Source organism: Sphingomonas kaistensis (genome assembly GCF_011927725.1).
GTDB classification, from domain to species: Bacteria; Pseudomonadota; Alphaproteobacteria; order Sphingomonadales; family Sphingomonadaceae; genus Sphingomicrobium; species Sphingomicrobium kaistense.
Map to the genome: position 1 here is coordinate 2,315,455 of NZ_JAATJC010000001.1, position 18,945 is coordinate 2,334,399.

Sequence of the window (18,945 nt, forward strand, 5' to 3'; positions counted from 1 at the left end):
GCTCATGGGCTGCGGCTCATAAGGCCTGCGCCTCAAGCCGTCACCTTCTCCAGCGCCGCCGCCAACTCCGACTGGCGGAACGGCTTGCTGAGGTGAGGAAAGGCCGGGGACAGACTTTCGAGGTCGGCATAGCCCGACACCACCAGCACAGGCAGGTTCGCGACACGCTCGCGCAGGCGCACCGCAAGGTCGGTCCCGCTCAATCCCGGCATCAATTGATCGGTTACCAGCAGGTTCGGCACCAATCCGTCCGCGACCAGCGCAAGCGCCGCTTCCCCGCTGTCGGCTTCGATCACGCGATAACCAAGGTCGGCAAGCATCCCCGCGGTGGAGGCCCGCACCAGTTCCTCGTCATCGACCAGCAGCACCGTGCCCGCGCCGTGAGCGTCCGGCTCACCGACGGCCTGGATTCCGTGAGTGGCCTCCCCCTCCGCCAGCGGCAGCCACAATTCGATGGTGGTGCCCATGCCCGGCGCCGAGCGGATGTCGAGCGCGCCGCCGAGTTGCGCGGCCAGGCCGTGGACCATCGACAGGCCGAGCCCGGTGCCCTTGCCGACGCCCTTGGTCGAGAAGAAGGGTTCGATTGCGCGGCGGCGGGTGTCCTCGTCCATGCCGAGCCCGGTGTCGCTGACCGACAGCACGACGTGCGGACGCTGCGGAAGACCGAGGCGCCGACCAGATCCCTCCGGCTCCTCGCGCGCTCCGATGCTCAGCGTGCCGCCTTCGGGCATTGCGTCCCGCGCGTTCACGCTGAGATTGAGCAGCGCCATCTCCAGTTGGTTGCCGTCGGCAAGCGCGGCCGGCAGTTCGGGCGGCAACTGCGTCACCACCCGAATTCGCGGGCCCGAGGTCGAGTCTACCAGCTCGCTCATTTCCGACACGACCAGTTTCAGGTCGATCGCCTGCGGCTTCAGCGGCTGGCGGCGGGCAAAGGCGAGCAGTCGCTGGACCAGCACCCGCGCCTTCTCCGCGGACGCCAGGGCGCCCTCGACCAGCCGGCCGGTGCGATCGTCGAGGACCTGCTTGCGCTGCAGCAGGTCAAGGCTGCCGATGATCGGGGTCAGTAGATTGTTGAAATCATGCGCCACGCCGCCGGTCAGCTGACCCATCGCCTCGAGCTTCTGGCTCTGACGCAGTGCATCCTGCGCCGCCTCGCGCTCGGCGACCACTTTCTCGACCTCGCGCTCGAGCCCCTCGGTCAACCTTTTCTCATGGTCGATATCGATGGAGGCCACGACACCTCCAGTGATCGGGCCATCTGCTTCGTCGCGGATCGGGGCTGCGACATAGCGCAGCCACCGCAAGCTGCCGTCGCCCCGGCGTACCTGGCATTCGAGCTCGGGTCGCTCCTCCCCGGCCAAGGCCCGGGCAAGGGGATATTCCTCACTTTCCACCTGTCGGCCGTTCGCGTGAAAGGCGACATAATCGTCGCGATACGAACTGACGCTGGCACTTTCGACCAGCTCCTGATCGATCAGTTCGGTTACCTGATGATTGCTTCCGGTCAGCCTGCCGTTCGAATCGGAGAAGATCAGCCCCACCGGCACCGCTTCGAGGATGGCGCGCAAGCGCGCCTCGCCGGCACGCAGGGCACGGTCGGCCTCGATCCGGTCGTCGATGTCGGTGCAGGTGCCCATCCAGCGCACGATGTCGCCGGCTTCGTTGCGGATCGGTAAGGCGCGACCGAGCACCCAGCGGTAGGCCCCGGTATGATGCCGCAGGCGATATTCGATCTCGTACGGCTTGCCGGTTTCGAGCGATTCCTTCCAGGTCTGCCAGGCAAGCGCCTGATCCTCCGGGTGGAACATGCCGTTCCATCCCGCGCCATCGGTCGATCCGAACGGCGTTCCGGTGAATTCGTACCAGCGGTCGTTGTAGAAGTCGTGATAGCCGTCCGGCAGGGTCGACCAGACCATCTGCGGGATCGCGTTCAGGCGTACCCGGAGCTCCTGCTCGCTGCGGCGGAGCGCTTCCTCCTGCTCAACCCGCTCGGTGACATCGGTGAACAGGATCGCGACCGTATTGTCCGCCCGTGCGCCGATCGGAAAGGCATAGACCTCGAACCACCGGCCGAGCGGCTCGGCATGGTCGATGAAGCGCACGTGCTGACCGGTCAGGGCGACGTTGCCATAGCGTTCGAACCAGCTTTGCTCGAGCCCGGGGACGGCTTCGCGGACCGACCCATTGAGCACTTCCGGCCCGAGACCGGTGTGGCGGCTGAATGCCGGATTGAGTTCGGTGAAACGGTAGTCGACGGGCGTTTGATGCTCGTCGAAGGTCACCTGGATGGTGCAGAACCCCTGCTCCATCGATTCAAACAGCGCGCGATACCGCTCTTCCTTGGCGCGCAGGGCTTCCTCAGCCGCCTTGCGGGCACTGATGTCCTCGGCGATCGGAATGAAGCACAGAAGCTTGCCGTCGTCGTCATACTGGGCGCCAAGCGTCAGGTTCACCCAGATGTCGCTGCCGTCGGGCGCCACGTAGCGCTTTTCGCTGTCGAAGCCCTTGCTTTCGCCGCGAAGCATCGCCCGCACCTGCGCCACGTCGCGGTCGATGTCGTCTGGGTGGGTTATCGACTGCCAGCCGCTACCAAGCACTTCTTCGCGGCTGCGACGGAGGATCTGACAATAGCGGTCGTTGATCTCGAGAAACGGTCCGTCCGGTGAAACGCGGGCAACGCCAACGCCGGCCTGCTCGAAGATCGCGCGGTAGCGGGCCTCGGCTTCTTGAATCTCCTGCTCGACCAGCTTCCGGTCGTGAATGTCGACGGCTGTTCCAACCCACCTTTTCTCGGCGCCATCCTCGCCCATCGGCACCGGGAGAGCGCTGACAGTGTGCCAGCGGAATTCGCCGTCATGCCTGCGGATCCGATATTCGGTTTCGTAGCGTGAGCCAGATCGGACTGCCTCGTTCCAGCAGGCCCATCCGCGCTCGACGTCATCGGGGTGCAGGGTGCCGGCCCATCCGGTGCCGAGCAGTTCTTCCTTGGGCCGACCCGTGTAGCGCGCGAAGGTGTCGTTGACGTAGCTGTTGCCGCCGTCGGGGGCAGTGATGAAAAGCATTCCGGGCAGCGCTTCGGCGAGCGTGCGGAATTGCGCTTCCGAGCGGGCCAGTGCGACCTCCGCTGCCTTGGCCGCGGTGATCTCCTCGGCGGAGATGGCGACCCCGGTGATGTCCCCCGCGGCGGAGCGGACCGGCAGCCAATTCTCGCGCCAGGTGCGGACCACGCCCGGAAAAGCCGGCGTTTCACCGTTGAGCTCCAGACCGATGATTTCCTCGCCCGCGAACACCCGGCGAAGGGCGGATTCTCCCTGGTCGGCAAGATCGGGAAGAAGCTCGCGGACAGTCTTGCCGAGGTGTTCGGCGGCCGGAATGCCGTTGATCTCGGCCATCCGCTCGTTGATCCGGACGAACCGCATCTCCTTGTCGAGAATGGCGAGACCGATCGGCGTCGTGGCGTAGATTGCCTCGATTTCCTCGGCAGCCATGCGCGCGGTTTCCTGCGCAAAGCGCTGATCGGTGACGTCGGTGCTGGTCCCGAACCAATAGTCGACCTTGCCGTCGGAGCCCCGATGGGGTTCGGCGCGGGCCAGGAACTCGCGATAGCTGCCGTCATGCTGGCGCAGGGGGTAATGGCATTCGTAGCTGGTCTGCGTCTGCACCGCCCGGTGCCATGTGTCAGCAACCCGCTGCACGGCATCGGGGTGGATCGCACGCCCCCATCCATCGCCGAGCAGTTCCTCGAGGCTCAGCCCGAGGAAGTCGACAGCGCGCTTGTTGAACCACACCGCCCGGCCCTGGCTGTCGGTGATCCACGCAAGCTGCGGAAATTCGTCGGCTACTTCACGCCACAGCAGCGGTGGGAGCTGATCTGGCCCGGGGCTGGTCGACACATCCATGCAACGCCTGCTTCTTCGGGCCTGTTGACGTCATAGCCGAGCAGCGAAGCGTAACGCAAACTGGCCTCTGGGCCGGGGGTTGCACCGGTGCGGGGAGCGACCTAGCGCTTGATCACATTCTGTCTGCTCCGGGGGATCCATGTCACTGCCGCCCGTCTTCGCGCCTCTTCGCCTGCCGGTCATCGGCGCGCCCTTGTTCATCGTGTCCAGTCCTTCTCTGGTCATCGCGCAATGCAAGGCGGGGGTGGTCGGAAGCTTCCCGGCGCTGAACGCGCGGCCGCAAAGCCAGCTCGACGAGTGGCTGCACGAAATCACCGAAGCGCTGGCCGAACATGACCGCGCCAATCCCGACGCACCGGCCGCCCCGTTCGCGGTCAACCAGATCGTGCACCGTTCGAACACCCGCTTCGAAGAGGATATGGCGACCTGCGCCAAGTGGAAGGTGCCGATCGTGATCACCTCGCTCGGTGCGCGCGAGGAGCTCAACCAGGCGGTCCACGGCTGGGGCGGGATCACCCTCCACGACGTGATCGACGACCGGTTCGCACGCAAGGCGATCGAAAAGGGCGCCGACGGGCTGATCGCGGTCGCCGCCGGCGCCGGTGGCCATGCCGGGCGTTGGTCGCCGTTTGCACTGGTCCAGGAGATCAGGAGCTGGTTCGACGGGCCGCTGGCGCTGTCGGGTTCGATCGCCAACGGCGGCGCGATCCTCGCCGCGCAGGCCATGGGCGCCGACGTCGCGTACATCGGCTCCCCCTTCATCGCCACCGACGAAGCGCGGGCCAGCGATGGCTACAAGCAGGGTATCGTCGAAGGCTCGGCGAAGGACATCGTCTATTCCAGCCTGTTCACCGGGGTCCACGGCAACTACCTCCGCGCGTCGATCGAGCAGGCCGGGCTCGATCCCGACAATTTGCCCGAAAGCTCCCCCGAGGCGATGAGCTTCGGCGGCGCGGCCGGTGCCAAGGCGTGGAAGGACATCTGGGGGTCGGGCCAGGGGATCGGCGCGATCGACCGCGTGCAGCCCGCAGGCGAACTGGTGGCCCGGTGGAGCGAGGAATATCGCGCGGCCAAGGCGCGCGTCTGCGGCTAGGCGCTCAGACCCGCTCCAGCACCGAGCGCCACTGATCGGGCCAGGGCACCGGACGGCGCCCGGCCCGGCTCACCGCGACATGGACGAACGTGCCGGCCGCCGCCGCTTCCTCTGCGCCCTTTGCGAACACCCCGAGGCGGTAGCGGACGCTCGAGCGGCCGAGCTCTTCCACCGCCAGTCCGACCTCGACCTCGCCCGGGAAACTGAGCGGCGCGAAATAGTCGCAGGCGGTGCCGACCACCAGGCAGATCGGGTCGCCGGCAACGATGTCGAGCAATCCCTCCCCGACCAGCAAGGCGTTCACCGCGCTGTCGAACCACTGGTAATAGACCGTGTTGTTGACGTGCCCGTAGGCGTCATTATCCGCCCAGCGCAGGGTGATCTCGTGCCAGCGGCGGAAGGCTTCGCGGCGCGGCGCCACCGGACGGCTCACCAGGCGGCCTCGTACAGGCGCTGCGCGTCGGCTTCGCTAATCGCCACGGGATTGTTCACCAGCAGGCGGGTCTGCTTCATCGCTTCGCGGGCGAGCATCGGCGCCTCGTCGCGGCCGATGCCGTGGTCCCGCAGCCGCGGCTTCAGCCCGGTGGCGAGGATCATCTCTTCCAGCCGCTCGACCAGCCGGGCCGCAGCCGCCTGCGATCCGAGCGAGGCGGCCGAGGGATCGAGGATGGCGGCAAGCTCGGCATAAGGCTCCCGCGCGGCCTCGGCGTTGAACGAAAGCACCGGGCGCAGCATCAGCGCGTTGCTGAGGCCGTGGGCGAGGTGGTGGATCCCGCCCAACGGATAGGCCAGCGCGTGCACCCCCGCGACCGGCGCATTGGCGAACGCCAGCCCGGCGAGGTGCGCCCCGACCAGCATTGCCTCGCGCGCCGCGACATTGCCCGGCTCGTCGCAGGCGAGCAGCAGGTTCGCCGACAACAGCCGCAACGCCTCTCGGGCCTGCATGTCGGACACCGGGTTCTTCGCCCTCGCCGAGGTATAGGCCTCGATCGCATGGACCATCGCGTCCACCCCGGTCGCTGCGGTCAGGGCCCGCGGTTTTCGGAGGGTCAGCGAAGCGTCGAGAACGGCGACGTCGGGGATCAGCGCCGCGGCATTGACCCCGCGCTTCTCCGCCCCCTCGACCGTGATGATGGCGACCGGAGTCGCTTCGGACCCGGTCCCGGCGGTGGTCGGCACCAGCGCAAGAGGAAGGCGCCGCCCACGAGCCAGGCCAACGCCCCAGATCGCATCGAGATCGTCCCCGGACCCCAGGAGGTAGGCGGCGAGCTTGGCGACATCCATCGGGCTCCCGCCGCCAAAGCCGATCACCGAGGTCGCCCCGGCGGTTCGGCCGGCCGCACCCGCGGCAAGCAGGGTCGCCCGGCTGGGATCCGCTTCGACCGCGTCGAACAGGACGATCTCCCGGTCCCGTTGAAGCTCTTCGAGGAGCGGGTCGAGAAGGCCCATCGACCGGACCGCGCCATCGCTGACCAGCAGCACCGGTCCCGGCGGCAGGACGGCGGCGAGTTCAGGCGCCCTCCCCTGTCCGATCAGGAGCCGCGGGCCGGGGTTGAGGATCTGGTTCGGGGTCACCGCCCCGGCCTAGCGGCTCAGCGGTTGCTGTTCCAGATGAGGTCGCGTTCGAGCCGGCCCATCAGCGCCCGGGCCGGGCTTGGCACCGGCTGGTCGTTGAGTTGCTCCTCGTCGAGACGCCGAACCCGCTCGTACAGGTCGATGCTCGACGAGATCAGTGCACGGGCGGCGGGCGGCAACTGCTCGACCACCACCGGATCGCTGGCGCCGGCATGGCCCAGTCGCCGTTCGGGACGACGGCCCGAAGCAGCGCTCAGCTCGCCCGTCTCGACCGCGCGCTGGGTCAGCAGCCAGGCGATGATGTGCATCAGCCGGGTCGTGACCTTGAGCGACTCGCACGCGAAACCGACCCGGACGAACGGTTCGAGCAGGTCTCGGTCGGCGCGGCTCCCGACGTCGAAATAGGTCCGCGCCTCGTCGGCCAGCAGCATCGCCTCGGTGTAAAGGCTTTCCACCAGCCGCGGCGTGATCCGGCTTCCCCCACCCGGTTCGAGGTTCGAAATATCCTTCATGTCCTGTCTACCATAATGCTTTCGCTTCGAGGGGGAACAGCGACGCGGCTGGCTTGGCTCCCTCTCGTCCCGTTCCGAGACGCGTTTCCGGACGGTCGGTCAGGCAATGATATCCGGAACGGCGGCATCGTGAAGCATCTGGAGCTCGTCCTTGAGCCGCAGCTTGCGCTTCTTCAACCGGGCCAGCGTCATCAGGTCCACGTCGCCGCTCGCCACGCGCGCGCTGATCTCGGCGTCGAGTCGGCGATGCTCGACGCGGAGGGCTTCGATATGGGAGGTCGGCTGATCGTCGTTCATGGGCAGGATATGGATTCGGCTGGCTCGTGGTTCACGGCGGATTGCGGGCCCAGCGGGGCCAGTGGCGCAAATTGGGCGGGACAAACCGGGCGTTTCATGGTTTTCTCATGTGGCTGTCACACCAACGAAAGGGAATGACGCACGATGGAAAAGGCTCACGTCGAGGCACTCGAGAACAAGCATGCTGCCGTCCAGTCACAGATTGACGCGGAAGAGCGGCGACCCAACCCTGACGACATCCTTCTCCACCGGCTCAAGAAAGAAAAACTCCGCCTCAAGGACGAAATGCTCGGCCTGACGGTGCATTGAGCTGACCTGCCGCTCCCCTCGCTTCGGGGGGAGCAGCTTGTCCAGCCCTAGACCGGCCGACTCAAACCCGGGAACGATCAACCGGAACCTGCACCATCGCGCAGGCTTCGGGCTCAATCGTCGCGGCTGACCTTCTCGATCCGCTCGTGACGCTCCTGGGATTCGAGCGTCATGGTTGCGATCGGGCGGGCTTCCAGGCGACCGAGGCCGATGGGTTCGCCGGTTACTTCGCAATAGCCATATTCGCCCGCATAAAGGCGGCGGATGGCGGCGTCGATCTTGGCGATCAGCTTGCGCTGGCGGTCACGGGTGCGAAGTTCGATACCCCAGTCGGTCTCGCTCGAAGCGCGGTCGGCCAGGTCGGGTTCGCGAAGGGTGTCGACCTGAAGCTGGGCCATGGTGGCGCGGCTTTCCTCGACGATGGCTTCCTTCCATGCCCGGAGCTTTCCGAGGAAGTAGGCCCGCTGCATCGACCCCATGAATTCTTCCTGGTCGCAAGGGCGATAGCCCTCGGGCAGGATGATGCGGTCGAACGATTCCGGTGTGTCGTAGACGTCGCTAAGCGCGGTAGCCATCTCTTCCTCCCCAAGTGGGTCGGAATGCCGGCGGCATGTCACCATGGCGCGCCGGTACCAACCCAAAGCACACCCGCCGCCCGGCCCTGCCCCAAACGCAGCACAACAAGCGGCGATCACTAGACTTTTCGGGAACTTACGCCCCGCGAAGTCGATCTCATTCCCCTGCGGCGCCTGTACTTAACGCCGCAGGGCTGAACAAGCGGTGAAACGCCTTTCCCGCACCATGTTGCCAAAATAACGCAACCTCACGCCGCACCCCGAAGGTTGCACCCCGGGGAGCGCTTCGCGCATAGCGCTGGCGATGCGCATCCTCCTCACCAACGACGACGGCGTGAATGCCTCGGGCCTCAAGCTGCTGGAGGAGGTCGCGAGCGCCTTCACCGACGACCTGTGGGTGGTCGCCCCGGCCGAGGAGCAGTCGGGCACCGGCCATTCGCTGACCCTGACCCGCCCGGTCCGCCTGCGCCGACTCGGCGAACGCCGCTTCGCGGTGGCCGGAACGCCGACCGACGCGGTGCTGATGGCGCTGTTCCACCTGATGCCCGACGAGCGGCCCGACGTGATCATCTCGGGCATCAATCGCGGTGCGAACCTGGCCGAGGACGTTACCTACAGCGGAACAGTATCGGCCGCGATGGAAGGCGCGCTGGCGGGCGTTCGCTCGATCGCGCTGAGCCAGGTCTATGCCCGCGAAGGCATGGGCGACACCGTTCCGTTCGCCGCCGCCGCCCACTGGGCACCGCGCGTGCTCGAGCAATTGCTGCAGACCCCCCACGAGCCGGGGACGCTGATCAACGTCAACTTCCCGGCCCTCGCGCCTGAAGAGGTAAAGGGGATCAAGGTGGTTCGGCAGGGCATCCGGGACTATGGTCGGACCCGCATCGTTCAGCGCACCGACCCGCGCGGCTATCCCTATTACTGGTTCGGGCTCGGTCCCTCGATCGAGACCCCGGGCCACCAGACCGATCTCGAGGCGATCGCCGACGGCCATGTCTCGGTGACGCCGCTCCACCTCGACCTGACGCATGACCAGTCGCTGCAGGCGCTCGCCGATCGCTTCACCAATCGATGAGCTTCGATCCGGCGTTATGGTACGAGGTCAAGGAGCTGGTCCGGCACTCTACCGGCTGGCCGATGGACACGCTCCACGTGATGGGCGGAGTGCTCCTCCAGTTGGTCCTCGCCGCGCTGCTGCGGACCTCGCTCGCCAGCAAGTGGCCGTGGCTGATCGTCCTGCTGCTGGAGCTTGCCAACGAAGCCTACGACCTATGGTTGGAGCGCTGGCCTTCGCTCCCGATGCAGGTCGGTGAAGGGCTTCGTGACCTGATCGGGACCATGCTCCTTCCGACGATCCTGCTGTGGGTGGCCAGGAACCGCCCCAGGCTGCTGAGCGGCCGGGGCAGATGAGCCCGCTCAGATCCCTGCGCCTGATCGTCGCTGCGCTGCCCGACGGCGGAAGGCGGCGGCTTGGCGTGCTCGCGCTTGCGACCATCGCCGGCGGCCTGTTCGAGTTCGCGCTGCTGGCGGCCCTCGTCATGCTGATCAGGCGCTGGCTCGACGGCGGCGGCGCGGAGGGTGCGGCCCTGTTGTTCGTCGCCGCGGCGCTGGCGGCAGGCGCCATCCGCTTCGCTTTGCTGGTCCTGACCCAGCGCCTTGCGTTCGACACCGGACACCGGCTGATCGTCGCGGTGCAGCGGCGCGTTCTGGCGCGCGACTGGCCGACCCATGTCGCAGCCCGCACGAGCGGCCCGCTGGCGGCGATCGACTTTGCCGAACAATGGCTCTTTTCGGCGCTGCTGCCGCTGCTTCAGGCTGCCGGAGCGTTGGTCCTGGCTGTCGGCATCCTGGCCGGGCTGCTATGGCTCGACGCGCCCGCCGCCCTTGCCGCGGCGGGGGTGCTTTCCCTGCTGTTCGTCGCTTCCAACCTGCTGGTCCGCGGTCGCCTGAGACGCGCCGGAGACGAGCTTGGCGATGGCTTCGAGAATCGCATCGCCGCGGTGCAGGAGCATGTCGGCGCGATGCGCGAGTTGATCTTGGGCGGCGCGCGCGGCCAGGCGGCGGAGCGGTTCCGCCGCATCGACGCCCGCCTCGCCGATGCCCGCACCGCCTTGCTGACCGCGCAGGGCGTGCCCCGGATCCTGGTCGAAAGCCTCGGCCTCGTCGTACTTGCGCTGGTCGCCTGGTGGCTCGCGGGCCGCGAGGGAGGCCTTGCCGCCGCGCTGCCGACACTGGCCGCTTTGGGCCTCGGGGCCCAACGCCTGCTGCCGCTGCTGCAGCAGGTGAACCAGAGCTACAACGCGCTGGCTTCGACCGGCGCCATCCAGGAGCGGATGGCCGCCCTGCTGGCAGAGCCCGACCTCGACCTCTCGCCTCCGCCCCCTGCCCTTCCTTTCGCCACCGAGATCAGGCTGGAAGACGTCACCTTCCGCTACCCTGGCCGCGACGAGCCGGCGCTTGCCGGGATCGACCTCCTGATCCGGCGCGGCGAGCGGATCGCGCTGGCCGGGCCCAACGGCAGCGGAAAGAGCACGCTGGCCGATCTCGTGATGGGATTGCTCCAGCCCTCTCACGGGCAGGTGCTGATCGACGGAACGCCGCTATCGCGCGACCTTACGCCCGCCTGGCAGCGCAATGTCGCACATGTTCCTCAATCCCCCTTCGTCGCCGACACCACCCTCCTCGCGAACATCGCCTTCATGGATCCGTCGCCCGACACCCGCCGGGTGCTGGACGCGGTGCGGCTGGCGGGGCTCGACGAGCTGGTCGCGATGCTGCCGGACGGGCTTGCGACGCGGGTCGGCGACCGTGGCCAGTTGCTGTCGGGCGGCCAGCGGCAGCGATTGGCGCTGGCCCGGGCGCTCTATCGGCCGGCGCCGTTGCTGGTGCTCGACGAGGCGACCAGCGCGCTCGATCCCGGCAGCGAGGCCCACGTCCTCAGCGCGCTCGACGGGCTGCAGGAACGCGGCACCACCATCCTCCTCATCGCCCATCGCGATACCATGATGGCGGGCTGTGACCGGGTCGTGCGTCTGAAGTCGGGACGCCTCGCCTAGGCCGCGCGCGAAAGGGAGCCGCTGTCCTGCGCGTCGAGCCAGGCTTCGAACATCAGCACCGACCACAAAGCGACCGTGCTGTCGCGATGCCCCGCCTGGTGCGCCTGGTAGCGGCGGCGGATCGCCGCGACGTCGAACAGACCCCCGCGGCGCAGGCGCTCCTCGGACAGCAGATCGTCGGCCCAGCCCTTGAGCGGCCCGCGCAGCCATTCGCCGACCGGTATGCCGAAACCGGCCTTGGGCCGATCGGTCAGTTCGCGTGGGACGTAGCGGTCGAGCATCTTGCGGATGACCTGCTTCCCCCGCCCGTCGGAGATCTTCATCCCGATCGGTATCCGCGCCGCAGTCGCCGCCAGCCGGTGATCGAGGAAGGGCACCCGCGTTTCCAGGCTGACCGCCATCGACGCGCGGTCGACCTTGCACAGGATATCGTCGGGCAGATAGCCGAGCGCGTCGCCCAGCATCATCCGCTCGGCCGGGCTCGCGCCGTCCAGCGCAAAGCCGACGTCGGGCACCGGTGCCGCGCCCAGCACCGGGCTGCGCTCGAACGCCCATTCGTCGATGAACGCGCGGTAGACGTCGTCCGGCGAGCGCGCGCTGGTGGCGACCTGCAGGCCCTTGGCGATGCGCGCGGCGCCATTGCCGCGCGGGCCGCTCCGCACCAGCAATTCGAACCAGCGCTGCGGCAAGCTGCCGAGCGGGCGGCCAAGCGCGCGCACTCCGGCCGGAATCGGGGCCAGCCGCTTCCACATCGCCGGGCCGATGACGTGACGATTGTAGCCGCCGAACAACTCGTCGCCGCCATCCCCGGTCAGCGCCACCGTCACATCCTGCTTGGCGAAGCGGCTGACCAGATAGGTCGGGATCTGCGAGCTGTCCGCGAACGGCTCGTCATACATGGCCGGGAGGAGCGGCAGCACCTCCATCGCCTGCTGCGGCGAGACGTATAACTCGTGATGCTCGGTGCCGAGATGAGCCGCTACCGCGCGGGCATGCGGCGCCTCGTCGAAGCCCTTTTCGGTGAACCCGATCGAATAGGTCCGCACCGGGCTGCTCGACACCTGTTGGTAGAGCGCCACAACGGTGGAGCTGTCGAACCCGCCCGACAGGAAGGCACCGACCGGAACGTCGGCCACGGCCTGGTCGGCAATCGCGCGGCGCAGCGCCGCTTCTGCCGCTTCAAGGGCTTCGGCCTCGGTCGCGATCGGGTCGGCCAAGCCGGCTGCGACCACAGCGGGATAATCGTAATAACGGGTCAGGCGCAGCCCCTGCCCTGCCTCGCCCACCGCCGGAGCGACATTGCGCGGTGCGGCGCCGGGGGTCACTTCGAGGATGCAGCCCGGAAGCAGTTTGAAGATGCCGCGATACACCGACAGCGGTGCCGGGATGTAAGACCGGGCACACAAGCCTGCGACCGCTTCGCGGTCGATCTCGCCGGCGAAACCCGGCAGCGCGCGGAGCGATTTCAGCTCGGACGCGAAGGCAAGATCATTGCCGATCCACCCGTAATATAAGGGCTTCTCACCGAAACGGTCGCGCACCAGGCTCAGCGTTCGGCTGGCCTTGTCCCACAGCGCCAGCGCGAACATGCCGGTCGCCCGTTCCAGCGTCGCGGCGAGGCCCCAGCGGGCGATTCCCTCGGCCAGCGTTTCGGTGTCGCTATGCCCGCGCCACCCGCCCGGCGGCGCCGCGCCCGCGGCCTCGAGCTCGGCGCGCAATTCGCGGTGATTGTAGACCTCACCGTTGTAGCTGAGCATGAATCGCCCGTCGGACGACGCCATCGGCTGGGCACCGTGGGGGCTGAGGTCGACGATCGACAGGCGGCGATGGGCGAGTCCGATCCCCGCCTCCCGGTCGGACCAGACGCCTCCGGCATCCGGGCCGCGATGCCGGATCGGACCGGCCATGGCTTCCAGAAGCCGTTCGTCGCCCGCCGAGGGACCGAGCATACCCGCAATACCGCACATGGCCCGAGCCCTTACCGTGGACCGCCGCAGCAGGGAAGCTGGAGCGTCGGGGCGCGGCCTAGCCATTGGCCGGCGGCCCGGCTAGGGCCCGGCGGCAAGCTCAAGGACAAGTGAACAGCATATGCGCATCTGCATGATCGGCACGGGTTACGTCGGCCTGGTTTCGGGGGCCTGCTTCGCGGATTTCGGCCATGACGTAACCTGCGTCGACAAGATGCCCGAGAAGATCGAAGGCCTCCTCGCCGGTCGAATGCCGATTTGGGAGCCGGGGCTCGAAGCGCTGGTCAAGCATAATGCCGAACATGGCCGGCTGAAGTTCACCACCGACCTGATCGAGGGCATCCGCGACGCCGATGCGGTATTCATCGCGGTGGGTACCCCTGCCCGGCGCGGCGACGGCCATGCCGACCTCAGCTTCGTCTACGCCGCCGCCAAGGAGATCGCGGGGGCGCTGACCAAGAAGGCGGTGGTCGTGACCAAGTCCACCGTCCCGGTCGGCACCGGCGACGAAATCACCCGCATCCTCCGCGAGAATGGCGCGCCCGAGGGCACCAGCGTCGCTTCCAATCCCGAATTCTTGCGCGAAGGCGCAGCGATCCGCGACTTTAAGATTCCCGACCGCATCGTGGTCGGCGCCGAGGACGAGTTCGCCCGCGAAGTGTTGCGCGAGGTCTATCGCCCCTTGTTCCTCAACAAGGCGCCGATCCTGTTCACCGGTCGCCGCACGGCCGAGCTGATCAAATACGCCGCCAACGCCTTTCTCGCGACCAAGATCAGCTTCATCAACGAGATCGCCGACCTGTGCGAAGCGGTCGGCGCCGACGTCCAGGAAGTCAGCCGCGGGATCGGCCTCGACAACCGGATCGGCCCGAAGTTCCTCCATGCTGGCCCCGGCTATGGCGGAAGCTGCTTCCCCAAGGACACGCTTGCCCTGCTGCAGACCGCCGAGAAGGAAGGCGTCGGCATGCGGATCGTCGGCTCGGTGGTCGAGGTCAATGACGCGCGCAAGGCGGCAATGGCCGACCGCGTTCGCGAGGTGCTGGGCGGCGAGCTTCAGGGCAAGAAGGTCGGCGTGCTTGGCCTCACCTTCAAGCCGAACACCGACGACATGCGCGACGCGCCCAGCCTGGCGCTGATCAGGCGCCTGCAGGAAGGCGGCGCCGAGGTGGTGGCGTTCGACCCCGTCGGGCGCGAGCAGGCCGAGCCGATGCTGCCGGGCGTCACCTTTGCCGAGGATGCCTACACGGTGGCCGCGGGCGCCGACGCGCTGGTGCTGGTGACCGAATGGGACGAGTTCCGCGCGCTGGACCTCAAGCGTATCGCTGGCGCGATGCGCGGCAACCACCTGGTCGACCTGCGCAACGTCTACGAGCCGGCCGACGTGCTCCGCGCCGGACTGACCTATCGCGGGATCGGGCGCGGCGAGCTTCAGGGCTGAGGCGGCGGCGGTGCCGATCCTCGTCACCGGTTGCGCTGGTTTCATCGGAATGCATGTCGCCCGTGCGCTGCTTGCCCGCGGCGAGCGCGTGGTCGGTATCGACAACCTCAACGATTATTACGACCCCGCGCTCAAGCTGGCGCGGCTGGCCGAGCTCGAGCGATCGGGCGGCGACTTAACCTTTCACCGCCTCGACTTCGCCGACGCCACCGCGCTGGACGGGGCGCTGGCAGAGGTCGAGATCGACCGCATCGTCCACCTTGGGGCGCAGGCCGGGGTCCGCTACAGCCTCGAATCGCCGGCTACCTACATTCGCTCCAACCTCGTCGGTCACGCCAACATCCTCGAACTGGCACGGCATCGGCGGGTCACCCACCTCGTCTATGCCAGCTCCTCCTCGGTCTATGGCGGCGGAACGACCCTGCCGATGTCGGTCGAGCAGCGCGCCGATCGGCCGCTATCGCTCTATGCCGCGACCAAGCGCTCGGACGAATTGCTGAGCGAAAGCTACGCCCACCTGTTCGCCATTCCGCAGACGGGGCTTCGCTTCTTCACCGTCTACGGACCGTGGGGGCGGCCCGACATGGCGATGTGGCTGTTCACCGATGCCGTGCTGGCGGGGCGGCCGATCCGCCTGTTCAACCATGGCCGGATGCGGCGCGACTTCACCTTCATCGACGACATCGTCGACGGCATCCTGCGGGTCCTCGACCGCCCGCCGCTCGCCGACGGCCAGGAGAAGCCCGGAGGCAGTTTCTCGCCCCACGCGGTCTACAACCTCGGCAACAGCCGATCCGAGGAGCTTGGCCGGCTGGTGGCGCTGATCGAGCAGGCGACCGGTCGCGCCGCGCTGGTCGAGCAGGCCGAGATGCAGCCGGGCGACATGGTCGACACCTATGCCGACACCGCGATTACCACCCGCGACACGGGCTTCGCCGCGCGGACCAGTATTGACGAGGGCGTACCGCAGTTCGTGCGCTGGTTCCGGGATCATTTCGACCGCTAGAGCGGGCCACCGCATCCATCGCTGGTTTGAACCTGCGTCCACCGGATCTCAGCGGGCAAACGTCAGATTTCGCTGGGAGCCATAGGCTTCCTTTTCCCGCACCAGGCGAAGACCAAGGCCGATCACCTTGTCGACGACGATGTCGCGGAGCGGATTGCCGACCTCGACATAGATCGCCGGCCGGCAGCGGCGCAGCAGATCCTCGAGGCCGTCGAGCACGTCGACTTCGCTGCCCTCGACGTCGATCTTGACCAGATCGAAGTCGCGGTCGCGGAAGAGATCGTCGCCGCGCCGCACGATGACGTTTCCGTCGGCGGCCTCTGCCACCCTCGTCATGCCGAGGTTGAACTGGCTGGACTCGACGATTTCGCCCCGACTGTCCCGTGCTCCCAGCGCGACCGCATGCAGGTCGATCTGCGCCGCTTCCGCAGCGTTCAGAGCGAGATTCGCGAGGAGGTGCGAGCGGGCGCGGGCGAAGGGCTCGATCAGGGTGAGCGATCGGGCTTCCATGTGCTGGAGGAAGAAGATCGAATGGTTGCCGATATTGGCTCCGACATCGAGAACCCTGGGCCGCGATCCGACATCTTCCGCCAACTGGAGAAGTTCGGAAGCCTCGTAAAAGCCTTCTGCCAGCTGCCTGAGCTGCACTTCGTCATTGCGGTTGGTGATCAGCCATCGAACGTCCCTGCCGCGGCACTGACGCTGTTCGACCCTTCCCCTCGCGATCGCCGTGGGAACATCGAGGATGCCGTTCTTGCGGATCGGCTCAAGCACTCGTCTAGCTAGGTTTCGCATGGGGTAAGCTCGTTCTTGTCAGGAAGTGTCGGATCGCGCCGACCAGGGAAAGCGGAGCGGCTCTAATCGCTTCGCGCTCTACGACGAACACGTAGAAATGCCAGACCGCGGCCATGGCGACGGTGCCACTGGCCGCTCCGGCCCCGCCGAAATCGCGGACCAGCAGCAACGACGTGAGGATGCCGGCAGGAACCGCGACGGCGAACGCCTTCAGCACGACACGTTCGCGCCCGCTCATGGCCAGGTAAACGCCCGTCACGCCGAAGGCGGTCACGACGATCTGCGACACCCCGAGGATCAACAAGGGTTCGATCGCCGGCCTGTATTCGTTGCCGAACACCCATCCGATCAAGGTCTCTCCGGCGACCAGCAGGACCACCATCCCCACCAATGTCGCTGCAAAGCCGGCAAGCGTTGCGAAAGACAGGAGGTCGTCGAGGTGCGATCGGGCGTTGGCCGCCAGGGCCCGCGAGATCGCGGGGGCGGCGGCGATGCTGGCGATCGCCGTCGGAAGACCGACGATGGCAAAGCTCGACAGTGCGACCCGCAGGATCCCGAGCCCCTCGGCCGAGACAAAGAAGCTCGCCACGAGGATGGGATAATTGCCGTTGATCGCGGCAAACAGCTGGTTTCCGGACAAGGCGGCGGCGACCGGGATCCACGACGAAGGGCGGTAGCGCTCATGTCCGGAAGATTCGCGAGGTAGAAAGCGGAAAAAGGCTATCCCTGCCCACGCCAGGCACAGGCATGTCACGGCGAGCTGGACGACCAGGGCACCTTCGATCGAGAGCTTGCTGGCGGCCAGGAAAGTTGCTGCCAGAGCGGCGGCAGTGAGGGCGGGCTTGACCGTCAATTCGATCATCTGGCCCGTCACATTGCGTCCTAGGCCGCGCAGCAGGCCGATGCTTACAGGAAGCAGGGTCAGCGAAACACCGAGAACTGCCGCGATGGCTATCGTGCCGAAGGGAATCTTCCCGCTCCCGTCGAGCAACCCTGAGAAAGCCGCAGCAATGCCGAAGACGAGTGAACCCGCAAGCAAGGGCCGCAGCATGTGCCAGCGCCAGACGGACCCGAGGTCGATTACCGGATTGGTGAGGGCAACGGGCACTTCGCGCAGCGCCAGAAGCGGCATGCCCAATTGAGCCGGAACGAGCAGCAGCGACACCGCGCCCATCACGACCCCGTATACCCCGTAGCTCGCAGGGCCGAGATAACGGGCCAGCTGAACCCCCAGCGCCAGCGTGAATGCCATTCCAAGGATCTGGATCAGGGCGCTGCCCGCAAACAGTCGGACTATTCGCACGACGCGCGATCCATTGCAGGTTCGAAGATTGGCATGCCGACCGGGCATCGGGCATCGGGCTCCGGCGTGGACGCCGGCCTCCCGTCGAATTTCAAGGGGGACTGCAAGGTGAAAGAGCGTCGGTGCACCACGCCTAGACCAGCCGCAAACGTTTGACGGCATCGACGCAGCGTTCTGCGCGGAACGGTCCGAGCATTCGCGAAGCCAGGCGAAGCGGCCACGGACTGATCCGCTCGACTCCCGGATCGAACTCGCGTGCAATGTCGAACATGGCGTCGGCGGCTTCGCGATCCTTGGCCCGCGCGGCGTCACGACCGGCGACCCAGATCACCCGCGCCAGCGCCTCCCTCGCGCGGCGGTCGAAATCCGGGAAGTCCCTTACCAGCCCGGCGATCCTCCGCCACACCTGGAGCAATTGCCGGGCAAAGGCGTGATCACCTTCCCCCGACAAACGAGGCTCGCCGTGCACGCGGACGCGGATCACCGGGACATCGGTCGCGACAAAGCGCAAACCCGCATGGTGCAGTCTGATGGCAAGTTCGTGATCCTCGCCGAGGCGAAGTTCAGGGTCGAGGCCGCCGGCAGCAAGGAATTGTTCGCGTTGCAGCAAGGGCAGGCACAAGGGCATGACGCCAGTCAACAGGTCGGCCAGCGACAGCTGATGGCCGGGCTGAAGATGGGGATAGCCATAGGCCACGCCGGTCGAGGACATTCCCGCCTCATCCATGATGCTGGCCCGGCCGATTGGCGCCTGCCCGCTCTCCATTGCCTGTGCAGCGGCAAGCAGCCGGTGGACCGCGCCAGGCTCGATCAGGTCGTCGGAATCGAGAAAGAACAGATAGTCGCCGCGGGCCTGTTCTGCGCCACGGTTCCTTGCCGCGCTTGGTCCCGCATTGGACTGGCGCACAACGCGGATCCGGTCGCCGTAGCTGGCTAGCAGCGCCGGCGTGTCGTCGGTCGAGCCATCGTCCACCACGATCACCTCGATGCCGTCGCCTTGGGCGAGCGCGCTGTCGATCGCGGCTCCCAGGAACTGCGCTCGATTGAAGGTCGGGATGATAATGCTGATGTCGATCACGCCTGCCGCTTAGCCGGTAGATCAAGCGGCAGGAAGCGGGTC

Annotated in this window: 17 protein-coding genes; 7 read left to right on the forward strand and 10 right to left on the reverse strand. The window is 67.1% G+C overall.

Annotated features, from left to right (window positions below; translation table 11 throughout):
* Positions 1 to 32: 32 nt before the first annotated feature.
* Complete coding sequence (locus GGQ97_RS11390; protein ID WP_168069675.1) at positions 33 to 3,899, reverse strand: PAS domain S-box protein; 3,867 nt, start codon at positions 3,897 to 3,899, stop codon at positions 33 to 35.
* Positions 3,900 to 4,038: 139 nt separating this feature from the next.
* On the opposite strand from GGQ97_RS11390, the gene GGQ97_RS11395 reads away from it, so the two are divergent.
* A complete protein-coding gene (locus GGQ97_RS11395; protein WP_168069676.1) occupies positions 4,039 to 4,992 on the forward strand; it encodes an NAD(P)H-dependent flavin oxidoreductase in 954 nt (317 codons plus the stop codon).
* A 4-nt stretch (positions 4,993 to 4,996) separates the two neighbouring features.
* On the opposite strand, the gene GGQ97_RS11400 is transcribed toward GGQ97_RS11395, so the two are convergent.
* The 4 genes from GGQ97_RS11400 to GGQ97_RS11415 all read right to left on the reverse strand — a co-directional run bounded on the left by GGQ97_RS11400 (position 4,997) and on the right by GGQ97_RS11415 (position 7,376).
* Positions 4,997 to 5,425, reverse strand: a complete 429-nt coding sequence (locus GGQ97_RS11400) for an acyl-CoA thioesterase (RefSeq protein ID WP_342448527.1) — start codon at positions 5,423 to 5,425, stop codon at positions 4,997 to 4,999.
* The gene (locus GGQ97_RS11405) at positions 5,422 to 6,567 is read right to left on the reverse strand and encodes an iron-containing alcohol dehydrogenase (protein WP_168069678.1); all 1,146 of its coding nucleotides are present in this window, start codon (positions 6,565 to 6,567) and stop codon (positions 5,422 to 5,424) included. The genes GGQ97_RS11400 and GGQ97_RS11405 overlap by 4 nt, the downstream gene beginning before the upstream one ends.
* A gap of 17 nt (positions 6,568 to 6,584) precedes the next feature.
* Positions 6,585 to 7,079: a DUF1465 family protein gene (locus GGQ97_RS11410; RefSeq protein ID WP_168069680.1), complete on the reverse strand. Its 495-nt coding sequence runs from the start codon at positions 7,077 to 7,079 to the stop codon at positions 6,585 to 6,587.
* Between the two features lie 99 nt (positions 7,080 to 7,178).
* Entirely contained in the window at positions 7,179 to 7,376 is a 198-nt protein-coding gene (locus tag GGQ97_RS11415) for a DUF465 domain-containing protein (protein WP_168069681.1), read from the reverse strand.
* A 144-nt stretch (positions 7,377 to 7,520) separates the two neighbouring features.
* On the opposite strand from GGQ97_RS11415, the gene GGQ97_RS11420 reads away from it, so the two are divergent.
* Entirely contained in the window at positions 7,521 to 7,685 is a 165-nt protein-coding gene (locus GGQ97_RS11420) for a YdcH family protein (RefSeq protein ID WP_168069683.1), read from the forward strand.
* A 113-nt stretch (positions 7,686 to 7,798) separates the two neighbouring features.
* Here the strand turns inward: GGQ97_RS11420 and dksA are convergent, their stop codons facing one another.
* Positions 7,799 to 8,260 carry an RNA polymerase-binding protein DksA gene (gene dksA / locus GGQ97_RS11425; protein ID WP_168069684.1) on the reverse strand — a complete coding sequence of 154 codons (462 nt, stop codon included), beginning with the start codon at positions 8,258 to 8,260 and terminating at the stop codon, positions 7,799 to 7,801.
* Between the two features lie 304 nt (positions 8,261 to 8,564).
* Between dksA and surE the strand changes: the two genes are divergently transcribed.
* From surE to GGQ97_RS11440, 3 genes are read left to right on the forward strand one after another with little or no spacing between them, the layout of a single operon-like run.
* On the forward strand, positions 8,565 to 9,335 hold the full coding sequence (gene surE / locus GGQ97_RS11430) for a 5'/3'-nucleotidase SurE (protein ID WP_168069686.1): 771 nt from the start codon (positions 8,565 to 8,567) through the stop codon (positions 9,333 to 9,335).
* Positions 9,332 to 9,670, forward strand: a complete 339-nt coding sequence (locus GGQ97_RS11435) for a hypothetical protein (protein ID WP_168069688.1) — start codon at positions 9,332 to 9,334, stop codon at positions 9,668 to 9,670. The genes surE and GGQ97_RS11435 overlap by 4 nt, the downstream gene beginning before the upstream one ends.
* Complete coding sequence (locus tag GGQ97_RS11440; RefSeq protein WP_168069689.1) at positions 9,667 to 11,316, forward strand: ABC transporter ATP-binding protein; 1,650 nt, start codon at positions 9,667 to 9,669, stop codon at positions 11,314 to 11,316. The genes GGQ97_RS11435 and GGQ97_RS11440 overlap by 4 nt, the downstream gene beginning before the upstream one ends.
* On the opposite strand, the gene asnB is transcribed toward GGQ97_RS11440, so the two are convergent.
* Positions 11,313 to 13,283 (reverse strand): asparagine synthase (glutamine-hydrolyzing), encoded by a 1,971-nt coding sequence (asnB, locus tag GGQ97_RS11445; protein WP_168069691.1) that lies wholly within the window; start codon positions 13,281 to 13,283, stop codon positions 11,313 to 11,315. The two genes, GGQ97_RS11440 and asnB, sit on opposite strands and share 4 nt — an antisense overlap.
* 121 nt (positions 13,284 to 13,404) lie before the next feature.
* Here asnB and GGQ97_RS11450 point away from each other — a divergent pair, with 121 nt between their 5' ends.
* Both GGQ97_RS11450 and GGQ97_RS11455 read left to right on the forward strand, forming a co-directional pair.
* The gene (locus GGQ97_RS11450; RefSeq protein ID WP_168069692.1) at positions 13,405 to 14,721 is read left to right on the forward strand and encodes a UDP-glucose dehydrogenase family protein; all 1,317 of its coding nucleotides are present in this window, start codon (positions 13,405 to 13,407) and stop codon (positions 14,719 to 14,721) included.
* A gap of 10 nt (positions 14,722 to 14,731) precedes the next feature.
* On the forward strand, positions 14,732 to 15,727 hold the full coding sequence (locus tag GGQ97_RS11455) for an NAD-dependent epimerase/dehydratase family protein (protein ID WP_168069694.1): 996 nt from the start codon (positions 14,732 to 14,734) through the stop codon (positions 15,725 to 15,727).
* A gap of 48 nt (positions 15,728 to 15,775) precedes the next feature.
* Here the strand turns inward: GGQ97_RS11455 and GGQ97_RS14560 are convergent, their stop codons facing one another.
* From GGQ97_RS14560 to GGQ97_RS11470, 3 genes are all read right to left on the reverse strand, one after another.
* On the reverse strand, positions 15,776 to 16,501 hold the full coding sequence (locus tag GGQ97_RS14560) for an FkbM family methyltransferase (RefSeq protein ID WP_168069696.1): 726 nt from the start codon (positions 16,499 to 16,501) through the stop codon (positions 15,776 to 15,778).
* Between the two features lie 4 nt (positions 16,502 to 16,505).
* Entirely contained in the window at positions 16,506 to 17,774 is a 1,269-nt protein-coding gene (locus tag GGQ97_RS11465; RefSeq protein ID WP_168069698.1) for a lipopolysaccharide biosynthesis protein, read from the reverse strand.
* Between the two features lie 184 nt (positions 17,775 to 17,958).
* The gene (locus GGQ97_RS11470) at positions 17,959 to 18,903 is read right to left on the reverse strand and encodes a glycosyltransferase (protein WP_168069700.1); all 945 of its coding nucleotides are present in this window, start codon (positions 18,901 to 18,903) and stop codon (positions 17,959 to 17,961) included.
* Between the last annotated feature and the right edge of the window lie 42 nt (positions 18,904 to 18,945).